A 26,311-nucleotide genomic window follows, 5' to 3' on the forward strand; every position below is an offset into this window, starting at 1 on the left:
ATCGAGCCGCAATGACAGAGCGCGCGGAGTGCAGCGTTACCGACGCGGACGCCGCCACGCTGCTGGCCATCGAGTCCATCAAGCAGCTCAAGGCCCGTTACTGCCGGCTGCTCGACACCAAGGACTGGGCGGGGTGGCGCACCGTCTTCACCGACGACTTCCTCAGCGACACGGCCGAAGCCGGCGGCAAGGTGATCGAGGGCGCGGATGAGTTCGTGGCGTTCACGCGCAAGGCCCTCGGGCGGCCCGGGCAGGCCACCGCGCACCAGGTACATGCCCCCGAGATCACCCTCACCTCGGCGACGGCCGCGCGCGGGGTGTGGGCGCTGCAAGACGTCGTCCGATTCGGCCCCGGCGTGACGCTGGTCGGCTACGGCCACTACCACGAGACCTACGAGAACATCGCCGGGCAGTGGTTCATCAAGAGCTCCAAGCTGACGCGACTGCGAGAGGATATCGTCACTCCCGTGTTTTCGCTCTACGTCTCCGACCGAATCCGCCGGGCCATAAGCCGATTCGCCAATGTGGTGATGAACCCGTGACCGCCTCCACCGTTCTGGTCACCGGCGCATTCGGGCAAATCGGCAAACGCTGCACGCAGATCCTGCTGGACCGGGGACGCACCGTGATCGCGATGGATCTGCGCACCGAGAACACCGTCGCTGTCGAAAAGGAGCTGGCCGCCGCCCGCCACCCCGGAACGCTGATCCCGGCCTACACCGATCTGCTGGACGCCGAGGCGCTACGTGACCTCGTCACGACCCACCAACCCGACGCGGTCGTTCACCTCGCCGCGATCGTGTCGCCGCTCTCGTATCGCAAACCCGCGCTGGCCCGCAAAGTGAACGTGGGTGGCACGGAGAATCTCCTGGCGGCCTGCGCCGCGCTCCCCCGGCCGCCGTTGTTCCTGATGGCCTCCAGCGCCGCGGTGTACGGGTCGCGCAACCCCTACCGTCAGCCCGAACGGATCACCCCGGACACCCCGGTCAATCCCATCGATCAATACGGTCAGGACAAGGTTCTCGCCGAGGCGGCGATCCGCGCCGCCGGGCTGCCCTATGCGCTGTTTCGCCTGGGCGGGGTCATCTCGCCGGATACGCACACGACGGTCAACGGCGATTCCCTGCTGTTGATGCGATCGATGCCCGGCGACAACCGCATGCACGCGGTGGATGCGCGCGACGTGGCGCTGGCCTTCGCCAACGGCGTCGACCGGCAAGCCACCATCGCGGGCAAGGTGCTACTGATCGGCGGCAACGAGTCGTATGTGCTCACCCAGCGCGAGCTCGAGGACGGCCTCATGGAGGCCGTCGGCCTGGGTGGCCTCGGCCCGTCCGCGAGCCTGCCCGGCGATCCCGGCGACGACCGCGGCTGGAGCTTCACCGGCTGGTATGACACCACCGAAGCCCAGGCGCTGCTCGATTTCCAGGGACACGACTGGTCGCAGACGCTGGCCTGGATCGCCGAAACGCAGGGCCACCTGCGCATGGTGGTGCGGCTGCTGAGCCCGATACTGCGGCCGGTGCTGCGCACCGTTCTGATGGTGCAGCGCCGGCTCGAGGGACGCGGCGCCTATGCCGACCCGTGGACGCTGATCGAAAAGAAGTACGGCGCCGCGGCCCTGGCCGGCGCCGACTAGCAAGCGATCATTACCGAGAGCTGTTGCACCGCAACATTACTGGCATGCCGTCGTCTATCAGCGGTCGATCCATCCCATCTGCGCTTCGGCGTGATGGCCGCCCATGGGCGGGGTGATCCGATCGAGCCGCGACAGATGCTCGGGTGACAGTTGGACGGTGTCGGCACCGACGTTCTCCTCGAGCCGCGCCACCCGCTTTGTGCCCGGAATCGGCACGATGTCAGGCCCTTTCGCCAACAGCCAGGCCAGAGCGACCTGAGCCGGGGTCGCGCCGACGTCGGCGCTGATGGCGCGCAATTCGTCGGCGCTTTGCAGGTTGTGCTGAAAGTTCTCGTCGAAAAACCGCGGATTGGTCTTGCGGTAGTCACTGTCCGGCAGCCCCTCCGTGGAACGGATGGCGCCGGTGAGGAAGCCGCGGCCCAGCGGTGAGTAAGCGACGAATCCGATCCCCAATTCGCGCAGCACCGGCAATATCTCGTCCTCCTGGTCGCGCGTCCACAGCGAATACTCGGATTGCACCGCGGTGATGGGATGCACCGCGTGCGCACGCCGGATGGTGTTCACGCCGACCTCCGAAAGGCCGATGTGCCGGACCTTCCCGGCGGCGACCAGCTCGGCCAAGGCGCCGACCGTGTCTTCGATCGGGGTGTCCCGGTCAAGACGGTGCTGATAGTAGAGGTCGATGCGGTCGGTGCCCAGCCTGTGCAGCGAACCGTCGACAGCGATACGGATGTTGGCGGGGCTACTGTCCAGGCCGTTGCGCCCGGTGTGCGAGATCAGGCCGAACTTGGTGGCCAGCACCACCTGATCGCGGCGGCCCTGCAAGGCGCGGGCGAGCAGCTCCTCGTTGACGTAGGGGCCGTACACCTCGGCCGTGTCGATCAGTGTGACGCCCAGGTCGATGGCGCGGTGGACGGTGCGGATCGCCTCGGCGTCGTCGCTGCCGGCGCCGGCGTAGGCCACGGACATGCCCATGGCGCCCAGGCCGAGGCGCCCGACCTCCAAACCGGCAAGGCGAGCTTGTTTCATGGCGCCATTGTGCGCTCAGCGACTTAGGGCCACGGGGCGGGTACCGTTGCGCGAGTGCACCGCATCGATCCAACCGCGATCCGATGGACGATTTAGAGACGACGCGACCGGCCCGCAATCTGGCGGTGGACTTCTACCGCGCGTCGGGCGTGGTCCTCATCGTGCTGGGCCACTGGCTGGCCGGTTCTGTGACCTACCACGACGGGCAATTCGGCCGGGAGAACCCGCTGCTGGACATGCCGTGGACCCAATGGTTGACGTGGATCTTCCAGGCGGTCCCGGTGTTCTTCTTCGTAGCCGGTTACGCCGGAGCCGTGTCGTGGGCGCACCGCCGCGAGGGCGGCAGCTTCTCACGCCAGGCCTGGATTCGGCACCGACTGGCTCGGGTGCTCGGGCCGACGACGGTCTACGTCGCGCTCGTTTCGGTGATCGTGGTGGTGCTCCAGGCCCAGCGGGTGCCGGGCACGGTGCTGGAATACGCGGGGTGGGCGGTGGCCATGCACCTATGGTTCCTCGCCGTGTATGTGCTGGTGGTGTCGCTGACTCCCATTGCCGTTGCGGCACATCGGCGTTGGGGCCTGAGGGTGCCGGCGGCGCTGGCCGCCATGGTCGTGCTGATCGACGCCGTGTCGCTCGCGGGCCACGTCCCCTACGTCGGCTCGCTCAACTACCTGTTGTGCTGGGGCCTGCTCTATCAGCTCGGCATCGCCTGGGAGGGTGGGCTGTTGGCCGGCCGCAGACCGGTGCTGCTCGCCGCCGGTTCGGCCGTCGCCCTGGCACTGCTGATCCGAGTGGGACCGTATTCGGTGAGCATGATCGGCGTTCCGGGGGAAGCGATCGAGAACACGACGCCGCCCACGGTGGCGATGATGGCGTACGCCTGCACGCAGGCCGGGCTCGCGATGGCGTTTGCGGCGATGCTCGACCGGGCCCTGCACCACGGCCCGGTGCGGCGCCTGTTGTCGACCGCCAACGCCAACGTGATGGCGCTTTACCTGTGGCACATGATTCCGGTGGTCGTCGTCGCGATCGTCGCTTATCCGGCCGGTCTGATACCCCAGCCCCATGAGGGGTCTGCGGCGTGGTGGCTGGTCCGACTGGAGTGGATCACGATCCTGAGCGTGGTGACGGCGGTCGAGTTGGTGCTGCTGTGGTGGCAGCGGCGGTTCTTCGCGGTTCCGCTGCCGACGTTCGGACTACCCCTCGGCGATCGCTGGGGCGAAGCGATCATGCTCTTCGGCGCCGTCCTGGCGGCCGTTGGTCTGCACCTTTTGGCTCAGGGCGGCTTCGCATCGGATGGGCGCTTCTCCTGGCCGGCCGCGGCGGTGTTCGCCGCCGGCGTGGTCTTGGTGGCGTTGCGGCCCAAGGCGCCGTCGCCGGTGACCGGCGTCGAGGCGCAGCGGCGCCCAAGCGCCTAGTGGTGGGCCGGCAGCACGTGGTCGGCCAGCCTGTCCGTGGACAGGCACAGCGAGCAGACATGCGCGTCGTGAGTTTCGCACGCCGCCACGTCCGGCCGCTCGTAGTCGTGATGGCAGACGTGGCACTTCAATTGCGCCGCTGAGGGATTGCCGTATTCGTCATACATGGGCAAGTCGATGCCGTCGTGGGTGCGACGCAGGTAGTACCCGCCCTTGGTTGCGATTGCCAGGATCGGCGGCATGACCAACGCGACGACGATCGCCACCAACGGCGAGTACGGACGCAGCGCCTCACCGAGGCCGCCGAAGAAGGCGATGATCGACAACCCGGCGGCCAACAGCATCGACCCGAAGCCCACCGGATTGATGGCATACAGCATGCCGCGCCGGAACTCCGGACGCTTCGGTGACAACTTGAGCAGGTACTTGTTGAAGACGATGTCCGACGCCACGGCCACCACCCATGCCATTCCACAGTTGGCGTAGAACCCGAGGATCGTGTTCAGGACGTCGAACATGTCGGATTCCATCATGATCAGTGCAATGACGAGGTTGACGGCGAGGAAGACGACGCGCCCCGGGTAATGCTTGGTAATCCGGGTGAACGAGTTGGTCCACGCCAACGATCCCGAGTACGCGTTCGTCACATTGATCTTGATCTGGCTGAGCACCACCAGGACCACCGCGAGTGTCAGCGCGAGCCAGCCGGGCATGAAGTCGCGGTAGATCAACAAGAATTGGTGCACCGGCTGATTGGCGACCGACGTCGAGCCCGCAACGCGAGCGATCAGATAGACGGCCAGAAACAGGCCGATGATCTGTTTGATCGCTCCGAACACGACCCAGCCGGGTCCGGCGAGCAGCACCCAGGTCCACCAACTGCGCGAGTTCGCCGGGGTCCGCGGGGGCATGAAACGCAGGTAGTCGATCTGCTCGGCGATCTGTGCGATCAGCGACAGGCACACGCCCGCCGCCAACAACGTCGAGCCGATGCTCACCGCGCCGCCGCCGCGGCCGCGGTACCCGAAGAACTGGTGGATGGAGTCCGGGTGGCGCACCACGAGGTAGACGAACGGGACGACCATCAAGATCAACCACAACGGCGTGGTCCAGAGCTGGAGCTGGGACAGCACCTTCATGCCGTAGATCACCAGCGGGAAGATGATGAGCGTCGAGCAGGCATAGCCGGCCCAGAGCGGAAGGCGCAGGCCGAGCTTGAGGCCCTGCGCCATGATGGAGCCCTCGAGGGCGAAAAAGATGAAGGTGAACGACGCGAAGATCACGTTGGTGACCACCGACCCGTAGTAGCCGAAGCCGCTACCCCGGGTGATCAGATCCAGGTCGAGGTTGTAGCGCGCCGCGTAGTAGGCCAACGGCAGCCCGGTCGCGAAGATCACCAGGGCGAAGATCCCGATGCCGCACAGCGCGTTGCCGGTGCCGTAGGAGATGCCGACATTGGCGCCGATCGCGAAGTCGGCCAAATACGCGATGCCGCCGAGCGCCGAGATGCCAACCACGGCCGTCGACCATCGCCGATAACTGCGCGGTGCGAACCGCAGCGTGTAGTCCTCGAGCGTCTCTTTCGTGGCCGTCATGGTGTCCAGGTCCACCGCGGCCGCGGACGGATTCGTGTCGGATTCGGTTTCCTGCGTCATGCCCACTCCCCCTCGCCCACAAGTCCCGCCGAAGATAGCCGACCCGGGTTGCGACAAAGTGACGCCGGGCATCAGCAAGCGGCCCGCCGAGGTGCTGGGTACTCCAATTGGCATCACGGTCAGTGGGCTAGACGACTTACGACCCCTTGGTTGGGGTCGTAGTGCCCTGGGCGGGACGGTACCCGGCGAGAAAACGTTTTCCTCAAGGCTCGGATTCCGTGAATGGTTGAGCCTAGGCTAGACCGAGACACCCTCGCTAAGGGAGTACACAGATGTCACACGCTACGCTCCACACCAATCACATCCCTCAGCAACGCACGCAGGATGCCCAGCTTCTAAAGGAGTCCGGGGTACACAAGCTCGTCGTCACCGACCGCGACGGCAACTGCTTGGCGTTCTTGTTGGCTTGGGAAAGCTTCGACTACGACGCTGAGACGGATACCTATGTGTGCGTGGCTGACGGCGACGGCAGAGAGCTGATGACCGTGTACACCGCCGGCGAGATCAAGCCGGCAGGCAAAGCGAACACGTATGTGGTAACCGCGCCGGACAGATTCGGCGGCCCCAGGTCGCTCTAGACGCGCCGACCGACGCGCCCGACCAGCCGGCGACGGCTGCTTTCACGCCTTCTTGGCACAGTCGACGGGCTCGGGATCTGATCGCCTCGAGGCGCCATCTACGCTGCGGCGTCGGGGCTTGCGCCGAGCACCATCTCTCACCCCGTAGCACACCCGCACGGGTCCTTGACATCGCGAACCTTATGATAGACCGTTCGTACGGTTAGTTTGAGTCGAAGGTGGAAGATGCCCCGACCTGGGAGACGTGGCGAGATTTTCGACGCGTTCGTCCGTTACGTCGCCGAACGCGGCTACGACAGAACGAATATGGGCGACATCGCCGACGAGCTCGGCATGTCGAAGGGCACCATCGTCCATCACTTCGGAACCAAAGCGCAGATGTTGCGCGAGCTCGAAGAGACCCACCTTGCCCGCCAACTCGATGCGCTGCAGATGGCGTGGGCCCGCCTGGCCGAGCCGCACGAACGCATCGCCGCAATCATCTACGCGTCCGCACTGCTCCAAGTGGTCGCTCGCGATGCGACGGTGGCAAGCCAGCGCGAAGTGGTTCAGCTGTTCGATGATCCCGCCATGCACCAGGTGCGCAAGTTGCGAAATCAGTTGCAGGCGCTGGCGACCGACGAGATCCGCAACGGGATCGAGAGCGGCGTGTTCCGAAGCGTCGACGTCGAGCTGGCGGCACTGCAGCTGTGGGGATCGCTGCAGTGGATGTGGGTGTGGTTCGATCCCGCCGGATCCCGGACACCCGAAGAAGTCGGTGCCGCGTTCGTCGACGTGTTCCTCGGCGGCCTGCTACTCGACCGACTCGCGCTCGGAAAGTGGGCAAACCCTGCCGCGGACGTCGTCTCGGTGGTGCGCGAATGCCTCGCCGCGGTCACCGGTTCCGCTGGTTGACCGACGAGCCTTTAATGCCTTGTGCGGGTGGGTAATTGGTCGAATTGTTTCCCATCTGATCGCCTTGCCCGTTCTTAGCCGACCGGAGACGAGCGCCCGAGCGCTACACCGTCGCCGTACGCCCGGTCGGTTATAAGGGCCCGCTTCCCCCCGCCCATCCGTTGGCACGGGACCCGACTCACCCGGTCAATACCCAAAGTTCCTGGTAATTGCCCGAACAACCCTACTGCAGCCCTGGGCGCTGTTCGGGCAGTTCGGTGATGCAATTTGAGCAGGCGTGGCGGTTATTGACTGACCGTACGGTCTAATGCAATAGTGACAGCGTGGCGCAAACGAGGGCGGCATGGAGCTGAGAGCACGGTCCCGGAGTGCCGGTCGGGGGGATCACCTGGTCGACCGACATCGGAAACAAGGTGGCGCGCCAAGCGGCGGAGAACATCGAACGCCATTGCAGCGAGAGGTAGAGAGCAGACGACCGGAGTTGTATTCGCTGCCAGGCAATTCGAAATCTGCTGCATTGCAAAGCCGTTCGATACCAGCTCATCCCATCAATCAGACCGCGAGGCGGGTTCACGTCCACGCTCGCGATCCCCGTCCAGCGACCGTGCATAGCCCGCTTGACCCAGCAGTGCAGCCCTCGCGACTGAGTGCGCGGTCGGGTCAGGGGCGGCGCGGATGACCACCTCACACCTGACCGCCAGCAAAATTGGCCAGAGGATTCGACCGGGCACGGAAGTGGCCGGCGGGTTCTTCCGCATGTGCGTGCTGACCGGCAAGGCGCTCAGGCAGCCGTTCGAGTGGCGCGAGTTCATCTGGAACGGCTGGTTTCTCATGCGGGTATCGCTGCTACCCACGATCGCGGTGTCCATCCCCGAAACCGTGCTCCTCATTTTCACGCTCAACCTGCTGCTCGCCGAGATCGGTGCCGCGGACGTCTCGGGCGCCGGTGCCGCGATCGGCGCGGTCACCCAGCTCGGCCCGATCGTGACGGTGCTGGTGGTCGCCGGCGCGGGCGGCACCGCGATCTGCGCCGACCTGGGCGCGCGAACCATCCGCGAGGAGATCGATGCGCTCGAGGTACTCGGCATCGACCCGATCCACCGGCTGGTGGTCCCCCGCGTCGTCGCCTCGACACTCGTCGCCGTGCTGCTCAACGGCCTCGTGGTCGCCGTCGGCCTGGGGGGCGGCTACCTGTTCAGCGTCTACCTGCAGAACGTCTCGAGCGGCGCCTACCTCTCCACGCTCACGGCGCTCACCGGCCTGCCCGAGGTGCTGATCGCGTTCATCAAGGCGGCGACGTTCGGGCTGATCGCCGGCCTGGTCGGCTGCTACCGCGGGCTGATCGTTCGCGGCGGGTCCAAGGGTTTGGGCACCGCCGTCAACGAGACGGTGGTGCTGTGCTTCATTGCCCTGTTCGCGGTCAACGCGGCGCTGACCACCATCGGCGTCCGATTCGGGACGGGGCGCTGACATGACCGCGACCACAGGGGTACCCACCCGGCATCTCCACATTCCGCGGGCCGCCCTCATTCGATATGGGGAAGCCCCCGACCGGGTACTGGTCGAGATTGGGCAGATGGTCTGGTTCGCCCTCAGCGCAATCGGGCAGATCCCGTTCGCCGTGCATCGCTACCGCAAGGAGCTGCTGCGCATGGTGGCCCAGATGGGCATGGGCACCGGCGCGATGGCCGTGGTCGGCGGCACCGCCGCCATCGTCGGCTTCATCACCCTGTCCGCCGGCTCACTGGTGGCCATCCAGGGCTACGCGACGCTCGGCAACATCGGTGTCGAGGCATTCACCGGATTCTTGGCCGCCCTGGTCAACGTGCGGTTCGTGGCGCCGGTGGCCGCCGGCCAGGCGCTGGCCGCCACGGTCGGCGCCGGCGCCACCGCCGAACTGGGCGCCATGCGCATCAGCGAGGAGATCGACGCGCTCGAGGTGATGAGCATCCGGTCGATCCCCTTCCTGGCGTCCACCCGGGTCGTGGCGGGCCTGATCGTGATCATCCCGCTCTACGGGTTGGCGATGACGATGGCCTTCCTGTCCCAGCAAGTCACCACGGTCTTCCTGTACGGGCAGTCCATAGGCACGTACAACCACTACTTCCACACCTTTCTGCGCCTCAACGACGTGGGTTGGTCCTTCGCAGAGGTCATCCTGGTTGCGGTGGTCGTGATGACCACCCACTGCTACTACGGCTACACCGCCACCGGCGGGCCGGTCGGCGTTGGCGAGGCGGTGGGGCGGTCGATGCGGTTGTCGTTGATCACGATCGTCGTGGTGGTCGTTCTCACCGCGATGGCGGTGTACGGCAAAACCCCGAACTTCAACCTCACCGTGTAGCCGCCAATGACAGCCCCGGCCCCAAAAATGAGGGAGAATCCAAAACGCATACCGCCTTACCGGACGGCGGCTTTGGTGTTCTTGGTCGTCGCCGCGGTGGTGCTGGGGTTCGTGTGGTTGCAGTTTCGCGGCAGCCTCTCGCCGACCACGCGCTTGACGATGTTGGCTCCCCGGGCCGGTCTGGTGATGGATCCGGGATCGAAGGTCACCTACAACGGCGTGGAAGTCGGCCGGGTGGCCAGCATTTCGGAGGTCGAACGGGACGGCACACCGGCCGCCAAATTCCTCTTGAACGTGAACCCGAAGTACATCGAGCTGATTCCGGCCAATGTGGATGCCAACATCAAGGCGACCACGGTGTTCGGCAACAAGTATGTGTCGTTGACCTCGCCCAAAAAGCCAACACCGCAACGCATCACGCCGCAGCACGTGATCGACGCGAGGTCGGTGACAACCGAGTTCAATTCGCTCTTCGAGACGCTTACCTCGATCACGGAGAAGCTGGATCCGGTCAAGCTGAACCTGACGCTGGCCGCGGCCGCGCAGGCGTTGACCGGGTTGGGCGACAAGTTCGGACAGTCGATCGTCAACGCCAACGCCATCCTCGACGACATCAATCCGCAAATGCCGCAGATCCGGCATGACATTCGACAGTTCGCGACCCTGGGCGACATCTACGCCAACGCCGCGCCGGATCTGCTCGACTCCCTCAACAACGCGGTAATCACGGCGCGCACGCTGCACCGCCAGGAAGCCGACCTGGATGCCGCGTTGTTGGCCGCGGCCGGGTTGGGCAACACCGGCGCAGACATCTTCGCCCGCGGCGGGCCCTACCTGCAGCGCGGGGCCGCCGATCTGGTGCCCACCGCCGGACTGCTGGACACCTACAGCCCCGAGATCTTCTGCACCATCCGGAACTACTACGACGAAGAACCCCATGCCTATGAGACGACAGGCGGCGGCAACGGCTATTCGCTGAGAACCATGACCGAGCTGACGTCAGGGCTGGGAGGCATACTCACGCTCCCGGGGTTGGCCGGCACGGCGGCCACACTGGGGCTCCTCGGGCTGGCCGGCCTGGTCGGCGGGGCGCCGAATCCCTTTGTGTATCCGGACAATCTGCCACGGGTGAACGCCCACGGCGGGCCGGGCGGTGCGCCGGGTTGCTGGCACGCCGTCTCCCATGACCTGTGGCCGACGCCGAGTCTGGTGGTGGACACCGGCGCCAGCCTCGCGCCATACAACCACCTAGAAACCGGCTCACCGTACGCAATCGAGTACGTGTGGGGCCGCCAGGTCGGGGACAACACGATCAACCCATGAAAATCACCGGCTCCGCCATCAAGCTCGGCATCGTCTCGCTGGTGCTGCTGCTGATCACCGTGTCGATCGTCGTGGTGTTCGCTCAGATGCGGTTCAACAGCACCAACAGCTATCACGCGGAGTTCAGGAACGCCACCGGGCTGAAGAACGGCCAGTTCGTCCGCGCCGCCGGAGTGGAGATCGGCAAGGTCAAATCGGTGCGGCTGATCGAGGGCGGTCAGCGGGTCGTGGTCGACTTCGACGTCGACCGCTCGATACCGCTCTACCAGTCGACGACTGCGCAGATCCGCTATCTCAACCTGTTCGCCGACCGCTACCTGGAGCTCAAGCGCGGCGAGGGCGAGGGCGCTGACCGGGTCCTGCCGCCGGGCGGCTCCATCCCGCTGTCCCGAACTTCACCGGCGCTGGACCTCGACGCCCTGATCGGTGGTTTCAAGCCTCTTTTCCGGGCGCTCGATCCGGAAAAGGTCAACACCATCGCGTCGGCCATCATCACCGTGTTTCAGGGTCAGGGCGGCACCATCAACGACATCCTCGACCAGACCGCGCAGCTGACGGCGCACATCGCTGAACGCGACCAGGCGATCGGCGAGGTGATCAAGAACCTCAACACAGTGCTCGACACGACGGTCCGGCACCGCAAGGAGTTCGACCAAACCGTCGACAACTTCGAGCGATTGATTACCGGGCTGCAAAACCACGCCGACCCGCTGGCAGCCGGCACCGCGAACATCAGCAACGCCGCCGGAACAGTGGCCGACCTCCTCGCGGACAACCGCGCCCTGTTGCACAAGGCGATCAACTACCTGCAGGCTCTTCAGCAGCCGCTCGTCGACCAACGCGATCAGCTCGCCGATCTGATCCACAAAACGCCGACCGCGCTCAATCTGATCGGACGCAGCATCGGGCTCTACGGCGACTGGGTCAACTTCTACGTTTGCGACCTCTCGATCAGGTGGAACGGACTGCAGCCCGGAGGCCCGGTACGCACGGTCCGGCTCTGGCAGCAGCCCACCGGCAGGTGCACGCCCCAATGAGAACGCTGACGGAATTCAACCGCAACCGGGTCGGGCTTATGGGCATCACCGTGCTGGTGCTCGTGGTAGCCGTCGGGCAAAGCTTCACCAGTATTCCGATGATGTTCGCCAGTCCGAGCTACTACGGGCAGTTCACCGACACCGGTCAACTCAACAAGGGCGACAAGGTGCGCATCTCCGGTGTGAATGTCGGCAAGGTGGAGGCGTTCGACATCGACGGCGACCACGTACAGATCAAGTTCAACATCGGCGCCAACACCATCGGCACCGAGAGCCGCCTCGCGATCAAGACCGACACCATCCTGGGTAAGAAGGTGCTCGAGATCGAGCCGCGCGGAACCCAGACGTTGCGGCCCGGAGGTGTGTTGCCACTGGGCCAAAGCACCACCCCCTATCAGCTCTACGACGCGAACTTCGACATCACCAGGGCCGCCACCGGCTGGAACATCGACACCGTCAAGCAGTCGCTGAATGTCTTGTCGCAGACCATCGATCAGACTTACCCGCATCTGAGCGCCACGCTCGACGGTTTGGCCAAATTCTCCGACACCATCGGTAAACGCGACGACCAGATCAAGCACCTACTCGCCCAGGCCCACCAAGTGGCCAGCGTACTCGGCGACCGCAGCGAACAAATCAACCGGTTGTTGGTCAACGCGAAGACGCTGCTGGCCGCGTTCAACGCACGTAGCCGCGCCATCGGCGCCCTGCTCCAAAACATTTCGGCCTTCTCGGCCGAGGTGCAGGGATTCATCAACGACAACCCGAACCTCAATCCCGTGCTGGAGCAGTTGCGTGCCATCAGTGACGTGCTGGTGGCACGCAAAGATGACCTGGCTCAAACCCTCACGTATGTCAGCCAGTTCGCCGCATCGTTAGGGGAATCGGTCGCGTCGGGACCGTACTTCAAGATTGTCCTATCCAACCTGCTGCCGTATTGGATCTTGCAGCCGTTCGTCGATGCTGCCTTCAAGAAGCGCGGCATCGACCCGGAGGACTTCTGGCGCAGCGCCGGGCTTCCCGAGTTCCGTTGGCCCGACCCCAACGGCACCCGGTTCCCCAATGGGGCACCGCCGCCTGCGCCGCCGGTACTGGAAGGCACCCCGGAGCATCCGGGACCGGCCGTCCCGCCCGGAACGGCGTGTTCGTACACCCCACCGGCCGACGCGCTGCCGCGGCCGGGGGATCCGTTGCCCTGCACGGGCGTAGGCGCCGGCCCGTTCGGCGGCAGCTTCCCGGCACCTATCGACGTCGCGGCGTCGCCGCCGAACCCGAACGGCCTGCCACCGACACCGGGGATCCCGATCGCCGGGCGGCCGGGCGACCCGCCACCGGAGGTCCCGGGCACACCGGTACCGCTGCCCACCCAGGCACCGCCGGGCGCGCGCACCGAGAACCTGCAACCCGCCGGCCCCACCGCCCCACCGTCGACGTTCGCGCCGGGGCTGCCGCCGGGGCCGCCCGCGCCGCCCGGACCCGGGCAGCAATTACCTGCGCCGTTCATCAACCCCGGCGGCACGGGAGGCAGCGGCATCACGGGAGGTAGCCAGAATTGAGCAGCTTCTTCCAGATTCGCAAACCACAGCCACGAACGGTCATCGGAGTGCTGGTGGTGCTGGTGGTCCTGGTCGCCGGGTACGTCGGCTCACGGCTCTACCAGAAGTTGACCACCAACACCGTGGTCGCATACCTCCCGACGGCGAACGCGCTCTATTCCGGGGACAAGGTCCAGATCATGGGCGTTCGCGTGGGTTCCGTCGACAAGATCGAGCCCGCCGGCGACAAGATGAAGGTGACGTTTCACTACAAGAACAAGTACAAGGTGCCCGCCAACGCGTCCGCCGTCGTCGTGAACCCGACGCTGGTGGCATCGCGCAGCATTCAGTTGGAGCCGCCCTACAAAGGCGGCCCGGTGATGGCCGACAACGCGGTGATCCCCATAGAGCGCACGCAGGTGCCGACGGAGTGGGACGAACTGCGCGCAAGCGTTGCCAACGTCATCGACAAACTCGGCCCGACACCCGAGCAACCCAAGGGTCCGTTCGGCGAGGCCATCGAGTCGTTCGCCAACGGGCTGGCCGGCAAGGGCAAGCAGATCAACACCACGCTGGACAGCCTGTCGCGGTCGTTGACCGCGCTGAACCAGGGCCGTGGCGACTTCTTCGCGGTGGTGCGCAGCCTGGCCCAGTTCGTCAACGCCCTGCACAAAGACGACCAGCAGTTCGTCGCGCTGAACAAAAACCTGGCCCAGTTCACCGACAACTTGACCGGGTCCGACCGGGACCTCGCCAACGCCATACAGCAGTTCGACAGCCTGCTCTCCACGCTGCGCCCGTTCTTGGCCAAGAACCGCGAGGTGCTCGCGCACGACGTCGACAACCTCGCCAACCTGACCACCACGCTGGTCCAACCCGACCCGCTGAACGGGCTGGAGACCGCCCTGCACGTCCTGCCGACGCTGGAGACCAACCTCAGCCAGATCTATCACCCGTCGCACGGCGCCGTCATGTCCATCCCGGCGATCCCGAACTTCGCGAACCCAATGCAGTTCGTCTGCAGCATGATTCAGGCCGGTAGCCGGCTGGGCTATCAGGAGTCCGCCGAACTGTGTGCGCAATACCTGGCGCCGATCCTCGATGCGATCAAGTTCAACTACCCGCCGTTCGGGCTGAACGTGTTCAGCACCGCCGAGGCGCTACCCAAGGAAGTGGCTTACTCCGAAGATCGGCTCCACCCGCCGAACGGGTATAAGGACACCACGGTGCCCGGGATCTGGGTGCCCGACACCCCGCTGTCGCACCGCAACACCCAGCCCGGCTGGGTCGTCGCGCCGGGCATGCAGGGCACACAGGTGGGGCCGATCACGGGCGGCCTGTTGACCCCCGAATCTCTGGCCGAACTCGTGGGCGGCCCGGACGCACCACCCCCGCCGCCCGTGCTGCAGACCCCGCCGGGACCGCCGAACGCCTACGACGAGAACCCGGTGTTGCCGCCGATTGGCTTGCAGGCCCCGCAGGTGCCGATCCCGCCGCCGCCGGGGCCGGGTGTGCCCCCCGGTCCGGTCGCGCCGACACCCGCGGCCGCGCCGACGGGACCGGGATCGTGATGCGCGCCTTGGCTATTCGGATTCGGCACCGGGCCTTCAAGGGGCTGGCCATATTGAGCGCCGCCGCGGTGCTGACGTCGTGCGCGAAGTGGCACGGAATCGCGAACGTGCCGATGCCGGGCGGTCCGGGCTCGGGGCCGGGCTCCTACACCGTCTACGTGCAGATGCCGGACACACTGGCGCTCAACGACAACAGCCGCGTGCGGGTGGCCGATGTCTTCGTCGGCACGGTACGCGCGATCCAACTGAAGAACTGGGTCGCGACGCTGACGTTACGTCTGGGCAAGGACGTCAAGCTGCCCAAGAACGCGACCGCCAAGATCGGCCAGACCAGCCTCCTGGGTTCACAGCATGTCGAGCTGGCCGCACCGCCCAACCCGTCCCCCGAACCACTGCGGGACGGCGACACCATCCCGCTCAAAAATGCGTCCATGTATCCCACCACCGAGCAGACGCTGGCAAGTCTTGCCATCGTGCTGCGGGGCGGAGGCATCCCGAACCTCGAAGTGCTGCAGAACGAGGTCTACAACATCGTGAACGGTCGGGCCGAGCAGATCCGTGCCTTCCTCGACAAGCTGGACACCTTCACCGCCCGACTCGACGAGCAACGCGCTGACATCACCCGGGCCATCGATTCCACCAACCGGCTGCTGGCGTACGTGGGCCCCCGCTCGGACGTTGTGGATCGCGTCCTCACCGAATTCCCGCCGCTACTCAAGCATTTCGCCGATAAGCAAGACCTTCTCATCAACGCGGTCGACGCGACGGGACGGCTCAGCGAGCTTGCCGACCAATACCTGTCGGCCTCGCGGGGTGACCTCCACCAGGACCTGCTGTCGCTGCAGTGCCCGCTGCGGGAACTCGGCCGTGGGGCACCGTATCTGATTCGCGCCCTCAAGCTGATCCTGGTCCGGCCGTTCGACATCGACGCCGTGCCCAAGGCGTTCCGCGGCGACTACTTCAACCTGTCGCTGACGCTCGACCTGACCATGAGCGCTGTCGACAACGCGGTCCTCACCGGGACCGGATTCTCCGGAGCGCTGCGCGCGCTCGAGCAATCGTGGGGCCGCGACCCCGAAACGATGATCCCCGACGTCCGATACACGCCGAACCCCAACGACGCCCCGGGTGGCCCGCTGGTCGAAAGGGCGGACCGGCAATGCTGACCCCCTTCATCAAGCGCCAACTGGTCATGTTCGCCATCATCACCGCGATCACTGCGGTGGCACTGGGCTGGTACTACTTGCAAATCCCCACTGCGGCAGGGATCGGCCAGTACACGCTGAAGGCGGACCTGCCCGCGTCGGGCGGTCTGTACAAGACCTCCAACGTGACTTATCGCGGTGAAACCATCGGCACGGTCACCGCCGTCGAACCGACCGCGACGGGCGCGCGGGTGACCATGAGCATCGGTGACCGGTACAAGATCCCGATTGACGCCTCGGCAAACGTGCACTCGGTGTCGGCAGTCGGTGAGCAGTACGTGGACCTGGTGTCGGTGGGCAACCCGGGCCAATACTTCTCGCCGGGTCAGACCATCACCAAGGGCACGGTGCCCACCGAGATCGGGCCGGCGCTGGACGCCGCCAACCGCGGGCTCGCGGCGCTGCCCAAGGACAAGATCGCCTCGCTGCTCGACGAAACAGCCCAAGCGGTCGGCGGATTGGGCCCCGCGCTGCAACGACTGGTCGATGCGACCCAGGCGCTCGCCGGTGACTTCAAGACCAACATCTCCGATGTCAACGACATCATCCAAAACTCCGGGCCGATCATCGACAGTCAGGTCGACTCCGGTGACTCGATCGAGCGCTGGTCGCACAACCTGAACATCCTGGCCGCGCAGAGTGCGGAAAACGACCAGCACGTGCAAAGCATCCTGACCCAAGCGGCACCGACCGCCGATCAGGTCAACGAGGTGTTCAGCGACGTCCGTGACTCGCTGCCGCAGACACTGGCGAATCTCGAGATCGTGCTGGACATGCTCAAGCGGTACCACAAGGGCGTCGAGCAGCTGCTGGTGGCCTATCCGCAGGGCGCCTCGGAAGGCCAGACGGTTACGTCGGCTTTCCCGGGCTACGCGTCGCTCGGTACCTCGCTGACAATCAACCAGCCTCCGCCGTGCCTGACCGGTTTCCTCCAGGCATCGCAGTGGCGGTCTCCCGCGGACACCAGCCTGGCGCCGATGCCGTCCGGAACCTATTGCAAGATCCCGCAGGACACTCCTGCCAACGCCGTGCGCGGCGCACGCAACCTTCCGTGTGTCGATGTCCCTGGTAAACGCGCCGCGACGCCGCGGGAGTGCCGCGACCCCAAACCATACGTTCCGTTGGGCACCAACCCGTGGTACGGCGACCCCAACCAGATCCTGACCTGCCCGGCGCCCGCAGCGCGCTGCGACCAGCCCGTGAAACCGGGTCAGGTGATACCCGCGCCGTCGGTCGACAACGGCCTCAACCCGGCACCCTCCGACAGGGTGGCGGGGACACCGCCGCCCGTCAGCGATGCACTGCAGCGGCCCGGGTCGGGAACGGTCGAATGCAATGGGCAGCAGCCCAATCCGTGCGTGTACACCCCCAGCGGCCCTCCCCCGGCCGTCTATCTCCCCCAGAGCGGCGAGCTGGTGGGACCCGACGGCGCCAAGTACACGGTCGAGAATTCAAGCAAGACAGGAGACGACGGATGGAAGGACATGCTGGCACCGCGCGGCTGACTCGAGCCGGGTGCGTCGGTGACATGCGGGAAACCATTGGCCTAGGCCAACTTCGGAGTGACGCGTGCACGTATCTGGAGCGGGTTGCCACCGGCGAGACCATCGACATCGTCCGTCGCGGCAAGCTCGTGGGCCGCATCGTGCCCGTCGGTGATTGGCGGGTCGCTCCGATCCCGGCGCGATCCGCCGAGCCCGCCGCGTCGGACTCCGGCGGTTGGGTCGGCCTCGACGAACTGCGAACACGTGCCGGGCGGTGCTTCGACCGGGTCGCGACCGGGGAGACTCTCAGTGTGGTTCGCGGCGGTCGATTACTGGCGCAGATCGTGCCCGCCGGCGACGCGGAGCCGGCCCCGATACCGGCCGACGCCAGCGGCGGGATCGAGCTTGACGAACTACGGAAGCGCGCGGGCCGATATTTCGACGAGGTCGCGGCCGGCCAGACGATCGAGGTCATCCGCGGCGGCAAGCTGGTCGCCCGCATCGTGTCAGTCGCCTAGGCGAAGCGCCCGGCTACGACCGCACCGCGGAAGCTTTGTCGTGGCACCGTTGTTACGCCCCGTGTGACCGCGACGGGCTTCCACGAGGGCGAGACCGCAACACAGCGCCGAGCCGGGGTCGAAGCCGAGGCCAAGCGGCTCGAGGGCATGCTCGACGCGACGGGCCTGTCGGTCGGCGCCGCACGATTTCTGGCGTCACAGCGGTTCGCCGCGCTGACCGGACGAGACCGCGACGGGGTCCTGTGGATCTCGCCGCTGGCCGCGCAGCCGGGCTTTCTCCGCGGGCAAGACGACATCTTGCACGTATCGACCCTCCCCCGTGACGGCGATCCCCTGCACGAGATCCCGAGTGGTCAACAGGTCGGCCTGATCGCGATCGACTTCGCCACCCGGCGCAGGCTGCGGGTCAACGGTGACCTCGTCAGTGCCGACGACCGGGGCATGACCGTCCGCGTCGACCAGTCATACGGCAACTGCCCCAAGTACATCCACCGCCGCCCGATCGAGGTCGCCCGCCTTGCCGCGCCTCGGTCACAACGAGCCGGGCGCGCAACACTTCTGGACCCGTCCGCTCAAGCGATGATCGCCACGTCGGACACGTTCTTCCTGGGCACCACCCATCCCAGCCGGGGCAGCGATGCGTCACACCGGGGAGGCCCACCGGGATTCGTCCGGGTCGACTCCCCGAACCGACTGTGGTGGCCGGATTTCCCAGGGAACAACGTGTTCAACAGTCACGGCAACCTCGCCGTCGACGATGAAGCCGCCTTGCTGTTCGTCGACTTCGATACCGGCGCCGTTCTGCACGTCACCGGCACCGCACAGGTGCGGTGGACCACCCCCGGCGCGACCGGCGACGATGGGGGCGTCGGTCGTAACGTCGCATTCTCGGTGGCTGCCGTCGCCCGCTAGTCCGCGTCGAGTCCGTCGTCGGGCAGCGGACGTTGGCAGATCGCGCGCGCGTCGGCGGCGCCGAGGCCGAACAACCGCAGAACGTTCTCGGTGACGAGGTCCGCTGCGCGTGCGTCGTCGCGATCGGGGTCATCACGCAACAGATTGCCCAGGCCGAGCAGCGCACCGCCGGCCATGGCGAGGGCCAACTCGGGATCCTCGATGTCGAACCGCCCGGCGGCCACCCCGGCCTTGATATCGCGGAGGGCCCGCGGCGCCAGACCCCGTTGCGACGACAACAATTCCAGCCCATTGGCCAACAGAATCCGGCTCTCCTGTGGTCGGCGGCGAAACAGCCGACCGGTCATCCGGAAACTGGTGGCGAACGTCTCGGCCGGGTCCTCGATGGACTCCGTGAGCCGGTCCAGCATCGACCCGTAAGCGTCGAGCACGTCGGCGACGGCGGCCTCGAACAGCTGCTCCTTGCTGTCGAAGTGGTTGTAAAAGGATCCCATTCCGACGTCGGCCGCCTGGGTGATCTCCAGGACGGGCACATTGACCTTGCCCTCGGCAATCAGTCGCTGCGCGGCCTTGACCAGCGCCGCCCGGGTCCGCCACTTGCGCCGCTCCAGCCGGTTGGCCGGCTCTGTCATCGCGCTCATTCACAGCAGTATGCATCAGTGGTGACGATTCCGTCAGGGCCTTGACTGAACGTTCTCTCGTATGTGACGATTTCGTCAGTTACTCGATGGAGTGGTCATGCATCTGACGAAGAATGCCCGTGCACAGGCGCACAGCGAACAGGGTCCGCAGCGCGGCGAACATCCCGGCCGGGCCCGCAACCCGGTGATCAAAGTCGCCGACATCGCATGGCTGGAGTTCGAGCGGCCGGACCTGACGCGGGCGGAGGCGTTCGCGCGGGCGTTCGGCTTCCACACGGCGCAGCACCGCCCTGACGAACTGCAGCTGCGCGGGACCCGGGAAGGCGCGCCGTGCGTCATCCTGCGCCGCGGCCCGAGCAACCGCTTCACGGGTGTGGCTTTTCGGGCGTGCGACGAGGCCGACGTGCTCCGACTGGCGGACAGCGTCGGCGCGCCCGTCGAACCGCTGCCGGAGACCATCGGCGGGGTGTCGGTCGCGTTGATCGACCCCAGCGGCATGCCGGTCCGCGTGGTCGCCGGGGTGCACGAACTCCCGGAGCTGCCCGGCCAACAAGTCCACCAGTTCAATTTCGGATGCGAGGTCCGGCGCGTCAACGCCGGCCAGCGGCCCCCCCGGGCGCCCGCGCAGGTGCAGCGCCTGGGCCATCTGGTGGTGCAGTCGACCAAGTACGTCGAGACGCTGAACTGGTACCTGGACAACCTGGGCATGATCGTCAGCGACTTTCTGTACTTTCCCGGCCAGCGCGACCGAGGGCCGACGATGAGTTTCATCCGGTGCGACCGCGGGTCGACACCGGCCGACCACCACACCCTGGCGATGGCCCTCGGCCCGGCCAACCGCTACGTCCATTCGGCATATCAGGTCAGCGATCTCGACGCGCTCGCCGCCGGCGGTGAATACCTTGGGGCCCAGGGCTTTTCCCGGTCCTGGGGGATCGGCAGGCACATCCAGGGCAGTCAGATCTTCGACTATTGGCGCGATCCCGACGGCTATTTGTTCGAGCACTTCACCGATGGTGACCTGTTCGACAACACGCTGGACCCCGGCTGGGCGCCCTTCACCGCGTCCGGTTTGGCCCAGTGGGGACCGCCGGCAACCAGAGATTTTCTCGGCACTGGCCCGAAATCGGCCCGCCGGGAAGTGGTTTCGATGATCACCGCGCTCCGAGCGCAGAACGAGTTCGATGTCAACCGCCTGATCGGCCTACTGAAAGTTCCCACCTCATGACCCTTTCCGTGCTACACACCGCCTCTGAAACCGGCCACGCATGGTGGCTCAAGACCACCCGCGGCGCGGCGAAGATCGACACCACCGCAACAACCACCGCCGCGCTGCTGGCCGACCGCACCGCCATCGAGAACGCGGCCGCCAGCACCGATACCGTGCCCGTCGATACCCTCAAGTTGGTGTCGCCGGTGACCCGGCCCTGCCGGGTGATCGCCCAGATGACCAACTACGCATCGCACGTCAAAGACGCGGGTATGGACCCGGCATCGATCCCGCTGACCTTCTTCCGCAAGGCGTCGGCCTCCATCAACGGGCCTTTCGACGACATCGTCAAACCCCCGCACGTCCGGCTGCTGGACTACGAGGTGGAGGTCGGGCTGGTGATCGGCCGCGGGGTCCCGGTCGGCACCGCCATCTCCGAGGAAAACCTGAGCGATGTCCTCGCCGGCTTGGTCGTCACCAACGACGTCTCCGCGCGTGACATCCAGCTCCCGCAAACCCAGTTCTACGAGGCGAAGTCGTATCCGACCTTCACGCCGGTCGGGCCGGAACTCGTCCTGCTCACCGCCGACGAGCTCAAGCGCTTCGGTGATTTGCGACTGCGCCTGAGCGTCAATGGCCAGGAACGCCAAAACGCGCTCGTCCAGGGCGACATGCTCTACGGGCCCCTGCAGGCACTGCAGTCGCTCACCCAGTTCCAGGAACTCGCCCCGGGTGACCTGGTGCTCACCGGTACCCCGGCCGGCACCGCGCTGAGCGCCCCGCCGAGGCCCGTGCAGGTCATCGGAAACCTGTTGCCGCCGGCGCTCAAATGGAAGGTGTTCTTCTCCCGCCAGGCCGCCAACCGGAACTACCTGCGTGACGGTGACGTCGTCGAAGCGTCCGTGGCGACCGACGACGGGGCCATCGACCTCGGAACGCAGCGCACCGCAGTCCGATTCGCGTGACGACTCCGGCCACCCGGCGGGTCCCCGTCGTCATCGTCGGCGCCGGACCGACCGGCGTCACCGCGGCCACGCTGCTGGCCCAGTACGGCGTGGACTGCCTGGTGCTCGACCGCTGGCCCGGCGTGTATCCGCAGCCCCGCGCCGTGCACCTGGACGACGAGATCTATCGCATCATCGCCCGCCTCGGGCTGGCCGACGAATTCGCCGCGGTATCGCGGCCGACACTGGGCCTGCGGTTGGTGGACAGCCGGTTTCGGACGCTCGCCGAGTTCGACCGCGACCCCGGGCACAATGTGCACGGCTTCCCGCCGGCCAACATGTTCGACCAGCCGGAATTGGAGGCCCTGCTGCGGGCCAATCTCGAGCGCCACCCGCACGCCGAGCTCCGGGGGAACGCCGAAGTCACCGACGTCGTGACGGACGGGACGCGCATTCGGGTCACGTTCACCGACCGCTCCGACGGCGGGCTGCACCAGGTCGACGCCGACTACCTGCTGGGCTGCGACGGCGCCAACAGCATGGTGCGCGCGAGCATCGGTTCGGTCATGCGCGACTTGAACTTTCAGCAGCGCTGGCTGGTAGTCGACGTCGCCAGTGACGCCGACCTGGGCCAGTGGGACGGGGTCCACCAGTTGTGCGACCCGAATCGCGCGGGGACCTACATGCGCATCGGGCCGGCCCGCTACCGGTGGGAATTCCAGTTGCTGGACGGCGAGTCCGCGGACGATTTCGGCACCCTGGACCGATTGCGGCCGTTGATCAAGCCGTGGACCAGCACCGTGCCCGTCGGCGAGCTGACTCTGGTGCGCGTCGCCGAATACACATTCCGCGCGCAGATCGCCGACCGCTGGCGCCGCGGAAACGTGTTCATCCTCGGCGACGCGGCACACCTCACTCCCCCGTTCATCGGCCAGGGCATGGGAGCGGGTTTGCGCGACGCGGCCAACCTGGCCTGGAAGATCGCCGGGGTCCACCACGGCGCGCTGGCGCCGAGCGTCCTGGAAACCTATGAGCGGGAACGCAAACCGCATACCCGATCCATGATTCGGCTGGCGCTGGCGGTCGGTTGGGCGATGACCGGCGGGGGCCGCCTGGGCAATGCGGCCCGCCGGGCGGTGTTGCCGCGGCTGCGGCTCATCCCCGGACTGCGCGACAAGGTGGTGGACTCGACAACGCCGGCACTGCACCGTTCCGCCTTGGTGCACACATCCCGGAAACCGCGCAGGCTCGCCGGCACGCTGTGCCCGAATGCGCCGCTCGGCCAAGGTCAACGGCTGGACGACGCGCTTGGCACCGGTTTCGCGTTGATCAGCACCGCGCGCCCCGGTTCCCCCGATGAGGCGGCGCTGCGGCGGCGCAACGTCACCGTGCTGGTCGCCGAACCCGGCAGCCCGCTGGCGGCATGGCTACACCGAGGCCATGCCACCGCTGCAGTGGTGCGCCCCGACCGCACCGTAGCGCGCGCCGGACGCGACATCGCCGCCCTTTGCGCGTGGACCGCGACGGTCGTCTCGCCCGGTGTAGATCAGGCGGACGCCGGTGGCCGCGCGACGATCACCGGTATCCGAACCGAGTGCAGGACGGCGTTGCTGACCGATCCCAACAACACACCCGTCAGACCGCCGCGCCCGTGACTACCGACGACCAGAAGCTGTGCCGTCTCGGACTTTTCGGCGAGCTGCCGGGCCGGTTGATCCCGCACGACCAATCGCTGCACCGTCACGTCGGGGTAGCGTTCCTGCCAGCCCGCCAAGTTCTCGGCCAGGCTGCGATGCGCCTCGGCTTCCAGGGATGACCAATCCGCTTCCGGGAGATCGGTGATCGCGATGTCGCTCCAGGCGTGCAGGGCCGTCAGGCCGACACCGCGCCGGGAGGCTTCGTCGAACGCGACTCCGATCGCGAGCTCGGAAGCCGGTGAGCCGTCGACCCCGACCACTACCGGCGCGTCTTGCGCCGCCGGTTGACCGTCGGCATGGACGACCGCGACCGGGCAATGCGCGTGCCGCACGACCGTCGAACTGACCGAACCGAGCACGCCGCGGGCCAGCAATCCCCGTCCGGCCGTGCCCACGACGATCATCTCAGCCTCGTCGGACATCTTAATCAGGGCCAGCGCCGGGCTGGAGTACACGAGTTCCCGGTTGATGGTGACGTGTCCGCCCGCCGGAAATGTCTCCTCGGCGAGCTTGATCGCGTGCATGATCGCCTTTTTGCCTTCGTCTTCCAGCCGCACCGCCAGAGAGTCGGGGTATGGGACCGGCGGCCAGGTGGCGGTGGGTGTGGTCACCGCGTGGACGACGGTCAGTGGAACATTGCGCAGTGAAGCTTCGTGGGCGGCCCAGATCGCGGCGGCGTTCGATGCCGGCGAGCCGTCGACCGCGACGACGATGCCGCGGTGCTGGTCAGGTGCTGACATTTCGTTCTCCCTCCATCACCAGCGACGTTATAAACCCGCGAGGGTCCCGGTCGTGAGGCTTAAGTCCCTAACCCGCGGGACGGAGGGCTGTTGCCGCCACCCGTCAAGGCGGCCGTAACGCCATGATCACACGGCGGCTAGCTGCGGTGCCGCTGTAACTGCGCGATAACCCAGAACGGCAGCGCCACGAACAGGGTGCCGCCGACCAGGTTGCCCACGGTGGTGATGCCGAGGTTGGTGAGCAGGCCGTGTGGACCGAAGCCCCAACCGATGCCGGCTCGCGGCGCGGCCGGGTGAAACAGGTTGAGCAGCAGGGGAAGACCAAGGAAGCCGACGTTGGCGATCACGTGCTGGGTGCCGCCGATCACGAATGCGAACGGCCCGTAGAACGCGAACGTCATGCGGGCGACGTCGCTGCGGGCCTTGAAGAACATGCACATCGAGGTCTGCAGGAACCAGGTGCACACCACGGCCAGCAGCAGCGCCGTCCAGAAGGGCTGGCCGGCCTTCTGCGCACCGACCGCGGCCGCCCGCTCGGCGAAGGCGCCCAGGTAGGGTCCTCCCGCGGCGCCGCAGACGGTGACGAACGCCAGCGCCCCCAGGACGTTGCCGATCAGGCCGACGATCACCAGGAAGGCGTAACCGCCGACGCTCATGCTGCGGTTGAGGACAGCCAGGAAACCGGCGGCCATGTCGGCGGTGATCAGCGACATGCCGGAGACCAGGATCAGCACGAAGGACATGCCGAACGCCAGGCCCATCAACAGGCTCGCAACGCCCGGGATCTTGACTCCGGTGCTCACCATCAACGCCAGCAGGGCCCCGAACGCGACCATCGCCCCGCCGACCAGGGAGCGGACCAGGAACGCCCACGGGTGCGTCGCCTTCTCGACGGCCATGGCGGCCACGCGGTCCACCATGGCGCCCACGCTGAGCGGCTCGAATGGGTCGCCGGCCGCGACCTCCGTCGTGGCCCCGGGGGGAAAGGGAGCGAAGGCGGTTGGCGGCACTTCGCCTTCCCACTGGGGCGCTTGCGCATTGATGGTCATCGGGGTTCGCCTTTCCGTAATGCGTTGAGCGCGTTGATGACCCCGCTGACATGCTCCTCACTGAGCGTCTCGCCCTCGAAAACGTGGCCGAGCAGGATCTTCAGGTCAACCATCTGCTGCAGGTAGATCAGGCACGGGGGGCATTCGTCGAGGTGCTTGGCGACGATCGGGCCCCATTGCCGGGGATCGGAGTCGACGAGTTCGCCGACGAGGTGGACGAACTCGACGCAGTCGATGGCGGGAACGGTGTTGTCGTGGACTGTCATCGGCGATACCGCTTTTCCAATTCGTTGCGCAGATTGCCGCGTGCGCGGTACAGCAGCGCGCGTTGCCCTTCAGCGGTCAGCTCGAGCAGCTCGGCCGCCTCCTCCGCGGAGGCGCCGACGATGTCCCGCAGGATGACCAGTTGCCGCTGCCGAGCCGGCAGCGCGTCCAGCGCCGCACGCACCTGCCCGACGAGCTCGTTCTCGACGGTGTGGTCCGCGGGCAGGAAGCGCCGGGACGGAGGGACGCTCCAATGTCCGGCGTCGGGATGGCCGGCGGGATGCATGCGGCCCGCCAACGGGTCGACATCCTCCGCGGACAGCACCTCGTGGTCGCGGATGCGGGATTCGCGGCGCCGGTGCCGCGATGCGGTGTTCTTGACGATCGCGAACAACCACGTGGCGACCGAGGAGCGGCCCTCGAAGGACTCCGCCGACTGCAGGACCTGCACCCAGGCCTCCTGCACGGCTTCTTCGGCCACCGTCGGCGAATCCACCATGGTGCGGGCGAAATTCACCATCGGCCGGTGAAAGTCGCGCACCAGGTTCGCAAGCGGCACGCCGCCGACGACGCGATCGGATTCGGTGCCCCCCGGCGGCACCGCCACCGGGGTCACCATGGTCT

25 protein-coding genes are annotated in these 26,311 nt (G+C 66.6%); 18 read left to right on the forward strand and 7 right to left on the reverse strand.

Annotation, left to right across the window (positions count from 1 at the left end):
* Positions 1-11: 11 nt before the first annotated feature.
* Together A5692_RS22410 and A5692_RS22415 are read left to right on the forward strand one after the other, a co-directional pair.
* Entirely contained in the window at positions 12-542 is a 531-nt protein-coding gene (locus A5692_RS22410) for a nuclear transport factor 2 family protein (protein ID WP_068059988.1), read from the forward strand.
* Positions 539-1,639: an NAD(P)-dependent oxidoreductase gene (locus A5692_RS22415; RefSeq protein WP_068059990.1), complete on the forward strand. Its 1,101-nt coding sequence runs from the start codon at positions 539-541 to the stop codon at positions 1,637-1,639. The genes A5692_RS22410 and A5692_RS22415 overlap by 4 nt, the downstream gene beginning before the upstream one ends.
* A 57-nt stretch (positions 1,640-1,696) precedes the next feature.
* On the opposite strand, the gene A5692_RS22420 is transcribed toward A5692_RS22415, so the two are convergent.
* Positions 1,697-2,668, reverse strand: a complete 972-nt coding sequence (locus A5692_RS22420; RefSeq protein ID WP_068059998.1) for an aldo/keto reductase — start codon at positions 2,666-2,668, stop codon at positions 1,697-1,699.
* 83 nt (positions 2,669-2,751) lie between these two features.
* On the opposite strand from A5692_RS22420, the gene A5692_RS22425 reads away from it, so the two are divergent.
* Positions 2,752-4,086 (forward strand): acyltransferase, encoded by a 1,335-nt coding sequence (locus A5692_RS22425; RefSeq protein ID WP_068060003.1) that lies wholly within the window; start codon positions 2,752-2,754, stop codon positions 4,084-4,086.
* Here A5692_RS22425 and A5692_RS22430 read toward each other — a convergent pair.
* On the reverse strand, positions 4,083-5,681 hold the full coding sequence (locus A5692_RS22430; protein ID WP_231984425.1) for a cytosine permease: 1,599 nt from the start codon (positions 5,679-5,681) through the stop codon (positions 4,083-4,085). The genes A5692_RS22425 and A5692_RS22430 overlap by 4 nt on opposite strands.
* 332 nt (positions 5,682-6,013) lie before the next feature.
* On the opposite strand from A5692_RS22430, the gene A5692_RS22435 reads away from it, so the two are divergent.
* From A5692_RS22435 to A5692_RS22490, 12 genes are all read left to right on the forward strand, one after another.
* On the forward strand, positions 6,014-6,319 hold the full coding sequence (locus A5692_RS22435) for a hypothetical protein (RefSeq protein ID WP_068060009.1): 306 nt from the start codon (positions 6,014-6,016) through the stop codon (positions 6,317-6,319).
* 225 nt (positions 6,320-6,544) lie between these two features.
* Entirely contained in the window at positions 6,545-7,213 is a 669-nt protein-coding gene (locus tag A5692_RS22440) for a TetR/AcrR family transcriptional regulator (protein WP_068060012.1), read from the forward strand.
* Between the two features lie 756 nt (positions 7,214-7,969).
* Positions 7,970-8,683, forward strand: a complete 714-nt coding sequence (locus tag A5692_RS22445; protein WP_369830318.1) for an MlaE family ABC transporter permease — start codon at positions 7,970-7,972, stop codon at positions 8,681-8,683.
* A 1-nt stretch (position 8,684) separates the two neighbouring features.
* Positions 8,685-9,557, forward strand: coding sequence for an ABC transporter permease (locus A5692_RS22450; protein ID WP_068060018.1), 873 nt, complete (start codon positions 8,685-8,687; stop codon positions 9,555-9,557).
* A gap of 6 nt (positions 9,558-9,563) precedes the next feature.
* A complete protein-coding gene (locus A5692_RS22455; protein WP_068060021.1) occupies positions 9,564-10,880 on the forward strand; it encodes an MCE family protein in 1,317 nt (438 codons plus the stop codon).
* Complete coding sequence (locus A5692_RS22460) at positions 10,877-11,917, forward strand: virulence factor Mce family protein (protein WP_068060024.1); 1,041 nt, start codon at positions 10,877-10,879, stop codon at positions 11,915-11,917. Before A5692_RS22455 ends, A5692_RS22460 begins: the two co-directional genes overlap by 4 nt.
* Entirely contained in the window at positions 11,914-13,473 is a 1,560-nt protein-coding gene (locus A5692_RS22465; RefSeq protein ID WP_068060027.1) for a virulence factor Mce family protein, read from the forward strand. Before A5692_RS22460 ends, A5692_RS22465 begins: the two co-directional genes overlap by 4 nt.
* Complete coding sequence (locus A5692_RS22470; protein WP_068060029.1) at positions 13,470-15,023, forward strand: virulence factor Mce family protein; 1,554 nt, start codon at positions 13,470-13,472, stop codon at positions 15,021-15,023. Before A5692_RS22465 ends, A5692_RS22470 begins: the two co-directional genes overlap by 4 nt.
* A complete protein-coding gene (locus tag A5692_RS22475; protein ID WP_156766221.1) occupies positions 15,020-16,189 on the forward strand; it encodes a virulence factor Mce family protein in 1,170 nt (389 codons plus the stop codon). Before A5692_RS22470 ends, A5692_RS22475 begins: the two co-directional genes overlap by 4 nt.
* Positions 16,183-17,733 carry an MlaD family protein gene (locus tag A5692_RS22480; RefSeq protein WP_068060035.1) on the forward strand — a complete coding sequence of 517 codons (1,551 nt, stop codon included), beginning with the start codon at positions 16,183-16,185 and terminating at the stop codon, positions 17,731-17,733. Before A5692_RS22475 ends, A5692_RS22480 begins: the two co-directional genes overlap by 7 nt.
* A complete protein-coding gene (locus A5692_RS22485; RefSeq protein ID WP_197514539.1) occupies positions 17,703-18,230 on the forward strand; it encodes a type II toxin-antitoxin system Phd/YefM family antitoxin in 528 nt (175 codons plus the stop codon). The genes A5692_RS22480 and A5692_RS22485 overlap by 31 nt, the downstream gene beginning before the upstream one ends.
* A 63-nt stretch (positions 18,231-18,293) precedes the next feature.
* Entirely contained in the window at positions 18,294-19,142 is an 849-nt protein-coding gene (locus tag A5692_RS22490; protein WP_068060045.1) for a pyridoxamine 5'-phosphate oxidase family protein, read from the forward strand.
* On the opposite strand, the gene A5692_RS22495 is transcribed toward A5692_RS22490, so the two are convergent.
* Positions 19,139-19,783, reverse strand: a complete 645-nt coding sequence (locus tag A5692_RS22495) for a TetR/AcrR family transcriptional regulator (protein WP_068060049.1) — start codon at positions 19,781-19,783, stop codon at positions 19,139-19,141. The genes A5692_RS22490 and A5692_RS22495 overlap by 4 nt on opposite strands.
* Positions 19,784-19,880: 97 nt before the next feature.
* Between A5692_RS22495 and A5692_RS22500 the strand changes: the two genes are divergently transcribed.
* Genes A5692_RS22500 through A5692_RS22510 form a run of 3 tightly spaced genes read left to right on the forward strand, consistent with a single transcriptional unit; the run spans position 19,881 to position 23,592 of the window.
* The gene (locus tag A5692_RS22500) at positions 19,881-21,011 is read left to right on the forward strand and encodes a VOC family protein (RefSeq protein WP_068060350.1); all 1,131 of its coding nucleotides are present in this window, start codon (positions 19,881-19,883) and stop codon (positions 21,009-21,011) included.
* Positions 21,008-21,958: a fumarylacetoacetate hydrolase family protein gene (locus A5692_RS22505; protein WP_068060052.1), complete on the forward strand. Its 951-nt coding sequence runs from the start codon at positions 21,008-21,010 to the stop codon at positions 21,956-21,958. Before A5692_RS22500 ends, A5692_RS22505 begins: the two co-directional genes overlap by 4 nt.
* A complete protein-coding gene (locus A5692_RS22510) occupies positions 21,955-23,592 on the forward strand; it encodes a bifunctional 3-(3-hydroxy-phenyl)propionate/3-hydroxycinnamic acid hydroxylase (protein ID WP_068060055.1) in 1,638 nt (545 codons plus the stop codon). The genes A5692_RS22505 and A5692_RS22510 overlap by 4 nt, the downstream gene beginning before the upstream one ends.
* Here A5692_RS22510 and A5692_RS28600 read toward each other — a convergent pair.
* The 4 genes from A5692_RS28600 to A5692_RS22530 form a co-directional block, all read right to left on the reverse strand.
* Positions 23,484-24,374, reverse strand: coding sequence for a universal stress protein (locus A5692_RS28600; protein WP_082963010.1), 891 nt, complete (start codon positions 24,372-24,374; stop codon positions 23,484-23,486). The genes A5692_RS22510 and A5692_RS28600 overlap by 109 nt on opposite strands.
* Before the next feature lie 137 nt (positions 24,375-24,511).
* Complete coding sequence (locus tag A5692_RS22520) at positions 24,512-25,423, reverse strand: formate/nitrite transporter family protein (protein WP_068060063.1); 912 nt, start codon at positions 25,421-25,423, stop codon at positions 24,512-24,514.
* Positions 25,420-25,689, reverse strand: a complete 270-nt coding sequence (locus tag A5692_RS22525; protein WP_068060066.1) for a hypothetical protein — start codon at positions 25,687-25,689, stop codon at positions 25,420-25,422. The genes A5692_RS22520 and A5692_RS22525 overlap by 4 nt, the downstream gene beginning before the upstream one ends.
* Positions 25,686-26,306 (reverse strand): RNA polymerase sigma factor, encoded by a 621-nt coding sequence (locus A5692_RS22530; protein ID WP_068060069.1) that lies wholly within the window; start codon positions 26,304-26,306, stop codon positions 25,686-25,688. Before A5692_RS22530 ends, A5692_RS22525 begins: the two co-directional genes overlap by 4 nt.
* Positions 26,307-26,311 lie beyond the last annotated feature (5 nt).

The sequence above is a fragment of the Mycobacterium sp. E342 genome (genome assembly GCF_001667665.1).
GTDB lineage: Bacteria > Actinomycetota > Actinomycetes > Mycobacteriales > Mycobacteriaceae > Mycobacterium.

Bases quoted from the DNA above. Each gene is read 5' to 3' on its own strand.
- A5692_RS22410 (WP_068059988.1), top strand. From the start codon at position 12: ATGACAGAGCGCGCGGAGTGCAGCGTTACCGACGCGGACGCCGCCACG.
- A5692_RS22420 (WP_068059998.1), bottom strand. From the start codon at position 2,668: ATGAAACAAGCTCGCCTTGCCGGTTTGGAGGTCGGGCGCCTCGGCCTG.
- A5692_RS22425 (WP_068060003.1), top strand. From the start codon at position 2,752: ATGGACGATTTAGAGACGACGCGACCGGCCCGCAATCTGGCGGTGGAC.
- A5692_RS22430 (WP_231984425.1), bottom strand. From the start codon at position 5,681: ATGACGGCCACGAAAGAGACGCTCGAGGACTACACGCTGCGGTTCGCA.
- A5692_RS22435 (WP_068060009.1), top strand. From the start codon at position 6,014: ATGTCACACGCTACGCTCCACACCAATCACATCCCTCAGCAACGCACG.
- A5692_RS22440 (WP_068060012.1), top strand. From the start codon at position 6,545: ATGCCCCGACCTGGGAGACGTGGCGAGATTTTCGACGCGTTCGTCCGT.
- A5692_RS22445 (WP_369830318.1), top strand. From the start codon at position 7,970: ATGTGCGTGCTGACCGGCAAGGCGCTCAGGCAGCCGTTCGAGTGGCGC.
- A5692_RS22450 (WP_068060018.1), top strand. From the start codon at position 8,685: ATGACCGCGACCACAGGGGTACCCACCCGGCATCTCCACATTCCGCGG.
- A5692_RS22455 (WP_068060021.1), top strand. From the start codon at position 9,564: ATGACAGCCCCGGCCCCAAAAATGAGGGAGAATCCAAAACGCATACCG.
- A5692_RS22460 (WP_068060024.1), top strand. From the start codon at position 10,877: ATGAAAATCACCGGCTCCGCCATCAAGCTCGGCATCGTCTCGCTGGTG.
- A5692_RS22465 (WP_068060027.1), top strand. From the start codon at position 11,914: ATGAGAACGCTGACGGAATTCAACCGCAACCGGGTCGGGCTTATGGGC.
- A5692_RS22480 (WP_068060035.1), top strand. From the start codon at position 16,183: ATGCTGACCCCCTTCATCAAGCGCCAACTGGTCATGTTCGCCATCATC.
- A5692_RS22485 (WP_197514539.1), top strand. From the start codon at position 17,703: ATGGAAGGACATGCTGGCACCGCGCGGCTGACTCGAGCCGGGTGCGTC.
- A5692_RS22495 (WP_068060049.1), bottom strand. From the start codon at position 19,783: ATGAGCGCGATGACAGAGCCGGCCAACCGGCTGGAGCGGCGCAAGTGG.
- A5692_RS22500 (WP_068060350.1), top strand. From the start codon at position 19,881: ATGCATCTGACGAAGAATGCCCGTGCACAGGCGCACAGCGAACAGGGT.
- A5692_RS22505 (WP_068060052.1), top strand. From the start codon at position 21,008: ATGACCCTTTCCGTGCTACACACCGCCTCTGAAACCGGCCACGCATGG.
- A5692_RS28600 (WP_082963010.1), bottom strand. From the start codon at position 24,374: ATGTCAGCACCTGACCAGCACCGCGGCATCGTCGTCGCGGTCGACGGC.
- A5692_RS22520 (WP_068060063.1), bottom strand. From the start codon at position 25,423: ATGACCATCAATGCGCAAGCGCCCCAGTGGGAAGGCGAAGTGCCGCCA.
- A5692_RS22525 (WP_068060066.1), bottom strand. From the start codon at position 25,689: ATGACAGTCCACGACAACACCGTTCCCGCCATCGACTGCGTCGAGTTC.
- A5692_RS22530 (WP_068060069.1), bottom strand. From the start codon at position 26,306: ATGGTGACCCCGGTGGCGGTGCCGCCGGGGGGCACCGAATCCGATCGC.